This window comes from Pedobacter sp. 01T416_2, assembly GCF_056398925.1.
In genome coordinates, this window is record NZ_JBFTQI010000453.1 from 1 (window position 1) to 4,831 (window position 4,831).

Below are 4,831 nucleotides of genomic sequence, written 5' to 3' on the forward strand. Positions count from 1 at the left end.
ATCTGGTTTACGTTCGGCCGTAGTAAGATACCCGGTAGCATCAACAAACTTTTTAAAACTGGCATTGGTTACTTCGGTAGCATCAATCCAGAAGGAAGAGACTTTAACCTGATGTTGTGGGTATTCATCATCCCTGCCCTCTTTATCAGAAGCGCCCATGGCAAATTCGCCAGCTGGAATTAAAACCATGCCTTCATGACTTACTTTATTATTGGAAGCGAAACTTGAAGCATCTTTTACCGCACCAAAACGGCTTGGCATATTTTTTTCGCATGAGGCTAAAGAATCTTGCTTGTGTTTAGCCTTTTCTTCTTCCTTAGCATGGTTAGATTGACAGGAAAATATAAAGAGAAGCGGCAAAAAAAACAAAGCAGAAAGAAATCTATACATGATTGATATTAAATTAGGAGCGATAAAAATATCAATTAAGTTTAAAAAAGAGAAGCTAAATAATTAATTCGCCTATAAATCAATACACTAACGCATTTGGCAATTTTTTATTTGTAAGAAATGCTTCATAACCCTATATTTGCACCACTTTAAAGGAAACGGATAACGTTTTAAGCAAAGTAGATTCCGTAGCTCAGCTGGTAGAGCATTACACTTTTAATGTAGTGGTCCTGGGTTCGAATCCCAGCGGGATCACAGAAAACCTCACAGAAATGTGAGGTTTTTTTGTTTTATGTCTGTTGGGATTCGAACAGAAGCGCCGGCCTGGGTTCGATTTGTAAAAGGCTCAGGGCTGAGCCAATCCCAGCGGGATCACAGAAAATAGCATAAAAAATACGTAAAATCTTGTAGATCAAATGATTGCAAGCTTTTCATTTTATTTACCCGAAATGCCAAAATATGCAATAAATCGCATTTCGGCTACAAGAAAATACTTTTCGGCTACAAGAGTACAGAAACGAAATCTGAACTTTGCTTCATTAAATTATATCAAAATGAAAGTATTTGTTACAGGCGCTACAGGTTTCGTAGGAACTGCCGTAGTACAGGAATTATTAGCCCATGGGCACCAGGTTTTGGGATTGGCTCGTTCGCAAGAATCAGTAAACAAATTGATTGAAGCCGGCGCAGAAGCACACAGCGGAGATTTAAACGATTTTGAAAGTTTGAAATCAGGAGCTATCGCTTCAGATGCAGTGATTCATTTAGGATTTGTCCACGATTTTACAAGATTTGAGGAAATGTGTAAACTTGATGGAAAAGTGATTGAAACAATAGGCGAAGCTTTAATGGGAACAGACAAATCTTTTCTCATCACTTCAGGAACTGCACTTTTTTCAAAAGAGGGAATCACAACTGAAAAAGATCTTTCCGCAAACAATCCGCATCCCAGAATCGCAACAGAAAATGCAGCTGACGCCGTAGCTGCAAAAGGTGTGAAAGTTGCCGTTGTAAGACTCTCTCCATCTGTTCACGGTAAAGGAGATGTAATTGGTTTTGTTCCGACCTCGATTAATATTGCAAAAGAAAAAAGAAAGGCTGCAATTATTAATGATGGCAATAATTTCTGGCCTGCTGTCCACAGACTTGATGCAGCAAAACTGTACCGATTAGCTTTGGAAAAACCTTTTATAAGCGGAACTAGATATCACGCAGTTGCAGAACAGGGAATTCCATTTAAAGACATTGCAACTTTTATTGCAGAAAAATTGCAGATTCCACTTGTTTCCCTAACAAACGATGAAGCAGCAGCACATTTCGGCTGGTTTGCACATTTTGTAAAGCTTAACAATCTGACTTCAAGTGAAGTAACTAAGACAACATTAGGTTGGAATCCTCAACACCCAACTTTGATGGAAGATTTGCAAAATGATGTTTATTTCTCTGAGGCAAAATAGTCTGTACCTTTATATTCATTAAATTTGATTAAATATTAAACGGATGTCTGATTCGCCAATAAGAATAAAAACCATCTCTCAATTTCACACTTTGCGTGGCTTGCCAAAGCCAAAACATCCGCTCATCAGTGTGATTAATTTTGAAGATATGGCGCCGGCTTTGGAAAGCGGAAAGCAGCGTTTGATGTTTGATTTTTATATGATTTCTGTCAAGAGAGATATGAATCATAAATATAGATATGGGCAGCAGGATTACGATTTTGATGAAGGCGTGATGTTCTGTATGGCTCCACATCAGATTCTGAGCGTCATACGAGAAGAAAATGGCAAAAATCCGTCCGGATGGATGATGATGATTCATCCGGATTTTCTTTGGAATACGCCATTGGCAAGCGCAATCAAGAAATATGAATTCTTTGACTATTCTGTCCATGAAGCATTATTTTTATCCGAAGATGAAGAAATAAAAATCCAGCAAATTACTGATAACATCAAGCAGGAATATCAAACCAACATTGATAAATTCAGTCAGCGCATTATTATTTCTCAGTTAGAAACGCTTTTGAATTATTCTCAAAGATTTTATCAGCGACAGTTTATTACGCGTTATAAAGCGCATCATCAATTTTTGGAACGTCTGGAAATTCTGCTCAAAGATTATTTCAAAGGAAATAATCTCAAAGAACAAGGTTTGCCGAGTGTTCGGCTTCTTTCAGACAAATTCAATATGTCGCAATACTATATGCGGAGTCTTTTGAAAAATTTAACCTGACAAACCACGCAACAGCACATCCACGAAAAGCTGATTGAAAAAGCCAAAGRAAAACTCTCAACAACTGAACTTTCAGTGAGTGAAATTGCTTATGAATTGGGGTTTGAGCATTCTCAATCTTTTAGTAAATTATTTAAAGCTAAAACTGATATTTCGCCTCTTGAATTCAGGAAGTCGTTAAATTAAAATTATTCTAAGTCTTCTTAATTCATCAATTTTTATTCACAATCCCGAAATTTCCTGAAATTTTTCACTTAAAATATTTCATTAATAGCAATTGCATCTAAAACATATAGAGCGATTAGGTGAGTCAAAATTTAAACCGCATTAAATACTATTAAGTGCTGATCTTCGCACTAAGTGTACGTTTCAGCGCGATCATAGAAATGCTCCAACGAATTTGGCGGATTTTTTGTTTAAAAGGGATTCGAACAGAAGCGCCGGCCTGGTAACATTCTTATTAATTTTACCCATACCCTGGATGCTCCGCTAATTATTTTGTAATTTACTTTCAGTATAAATCTAACCTAAATTAAATGTTAAACCGTAGAAATTTCCTCAACTACGCTGCAACCGCAGTAGGAACCACTGCCCTGCTTTCTGCCTTAGACAATCCTGCCTATGCCCTTTTCAGTAAGACTATTAGCGCAAACGACCAAATCAATATTGGTGTAATAGGAATCAAAGGCATGGGATGGTCCGACCTCAAAGCGGCCCTCAAAGTACCGGGCGTAAACCTGATCGCCCTGTGCGACAGTGATGCCAATGTGCTTGATGAAAGGATGGCCGAATTAAAGTCGATGAATGTTGACGCCGCGAAAGTAAAAAGATATAAAGATTATCGTGCGCTGCTCGATAACAAAGATGTCGACGCCGTAATTATCGGCACACCCGATCACTGGCATGCCCTGATGATGATCCATGCAGTACAGGCAGGTAAAGATGTATATGTCGAAAAACCGGTCGGCAACTCTATTGTCGAATGCAGTACCATGGTCAAAGCGCAGGAAAAATACAATAAGGTTGTGCAGGCAGGTCAATGGCAGCGCAGTCAGCAACATTTTAAAGATGCTGTTGATTTTGTAAAGAGTGGCCAGCTAGGAAATATCAGAACGGTAAAAGTATGGTGTTACCAGGGCTGGATGAAACCTGCCCCCATAGTACCAGATACCCTACCCCCTGCAGGCGTTGATTATGCCATGTGGCTTGGGCCGGCGAATAAAAGAGCATTCAATGCCAGCAGATATCACTTCAATTTCCGCTGGTTCTGGGATTATGCCGGTGGGTTAATGACCGACTGGGGCGTGCATTTATTGGATTATGGCTTGCTGGGCATGAATTCACCCGTACCAAAAACCATATCTGCACTGGGTGGCCGCTTCGCCTATCCCGATCTGTATGAAGAAACGCCTGATACGCTCACTACCTTATATGAGTTTGACAAGTTCAACATGGTATGGGATTCTGCCATGGGCATTGATAACGGCTCTTACAACCGCAACCATGGGATTGCCTATATCGGTAACAACGGCACGCTGATCCTCAACAGGCAAGGCTGGGAAGTTATTGAAGAAAAGGTAAGCGGCAATAAAGTGAGTAAGCCCTTTGTTAAATCTTCAGACAATGGACTGGACAATCATATGGTCAATTTCTTTAGTGTGGTGAGATCCAGAAAAAAAGAAGAACTGAATTGTTCTATACAAGATGCTGCGCATGTAGCTACCGTTGCCCAAATGGGAAATCTTGCCTTCAGAAGCGGACAAAAATTATCATGGGACAATGCCAAACATCAGTTTACAGACCAGAAGGTAAACGATAAATACCTGTTGGCCCAGTATCACAACGGCTACAGCTTACCTAAAGTTTAACGCTACAGTCTAAACAGATCAGGAGGTATACATGTCCCTCCGGGATCATACTAAAGACCATCAAAATGTATCAAACCCTGCAATCGCACGATTAGCAGGGTTTTTGCTTTTGGGGATTGCCAAAATTCGCGCGAATTCACAAAAAATGGTGGGTGATTCGGTGTTAAAGGCAAAAGGGATAAAAAAACAAGGTCTTCTGTACCGCTAGTGCCAACAGCCGTCGAAATTGTCTAAAAATATGCCACTAATAAAGTTTGCCTAAATAGAGATTCGCTCTTTCCTGTGCGGAATTAAGAAAAAACTGACCTCGCACATTGCCGACATACATTTGCTGAGCGGGAATG

4 protein-coding genes, 1 tRNA gene and 1 pseudogene are annotated in these 4,831 nt (G+C 39.8%); 5 read left to right on the forward strand and 1 reads right to left on the reverse strand.

Annotated features, from left to right (window positions below):
* Positions 1 to 390 (reverse strand): formylglycine-generating enzyme family protein (locus tag AC1DPQ_RS17765; RefSeq protein WP_477610404.1); only part of this gene is annotated, 390 nt, incomplete at its 3' end.
* Positions 391 to 572: 182 nt separating this feature from the next.
* Here AC1DPQ_RS17765 and AC1DPQ_RS17770 point away from each other — a divergent pair.
* From AC1DPQ_RS17770 to AC1DPQ_RS17790, 5 genes and pseudogenes are all read left to right on the forward strand, one after another.
* Positions 573 to 645: transfer RNA gene (locus AC1DPQ_RS17770), tRNA-Lys, on the forward strand.
* A gap of 161 nt (positions 646 to 806) precedes the next feature.
* Positions 807 to 1,847 (forward strand): SDR family oxidoreductase, encoded by a 1,041-nt coding sequence (locus AC1DPQ_RS17775; protein WP_477610405.1) that lies wholly within the window; start codon positions 807 to 809, stop codon positions 1,845 to 1,847.
* 43 nt (positions 1,848 to 1,890) lie between these two features.
* The gene (locus tag AC1DPQ_RS17780) at positions 1,891 to 2,619 is read left to right on the forward strand and encodes an AraC family transcriptional regulator (RefSeq protein ID WP_477584062.1); all 729 of its coding nucleotides are present in this window, start codon (positions 1,891 to 1,893) and stop codon (positions 2,617 to 2,619) included.
* A gap of 15 nt (positions 2,620 to 2,634) precedes the next feature.
* Positions 2,635 to 2,805, forward strand: a pseudogene (locus AC1DPQ_RS17785) (helix-turn-helix domain-containing protein); the annotation flags it as partial.
* 350 nt (positions 2,806 to 3,155) lie between these two features.
* The gene (locus AC1DPQ_RS17790) at positions 3,156 to 4,487 is read left to right on the forward strand and encodes a Gfo/Idh/MocA family protein (RefSeq protein ID WP_477584064.1); all 1,332 of its coding nucleotides are present in this window, start codon (positions 3,156 to 3,158) and stop codon (positions 4,485 to 4,487) included.
* Positions 4,488 to 4,831 lie beyond the last annotated feature (344 nt).

Excerpts from the sequence above, each read along its gene's own strand:
- AC1DPQ_RS17775 (WP_477610405.1), top strand. The coding sequence starts at position 807 with ATGATTGCAAGCTTTTCATTTTATTTACCCGAAATGCCAAAATATGCA.
- AC1DPQ_RS17790 (WP_477584064.1), top strand. The coding sequence starts at position 3,156 with ATGTTAAACCGTAGAAATTTCCTCAACTACGCTGCAACCGCAGTAGGA.
- AC1DPQ_RS17780 (WP_477584062.1), top strand. The coding sequence starts at position 1,891 with ATGTCTGATTCGCCAATAAGAATAAAAACCATCTCTCAATTTCACACT.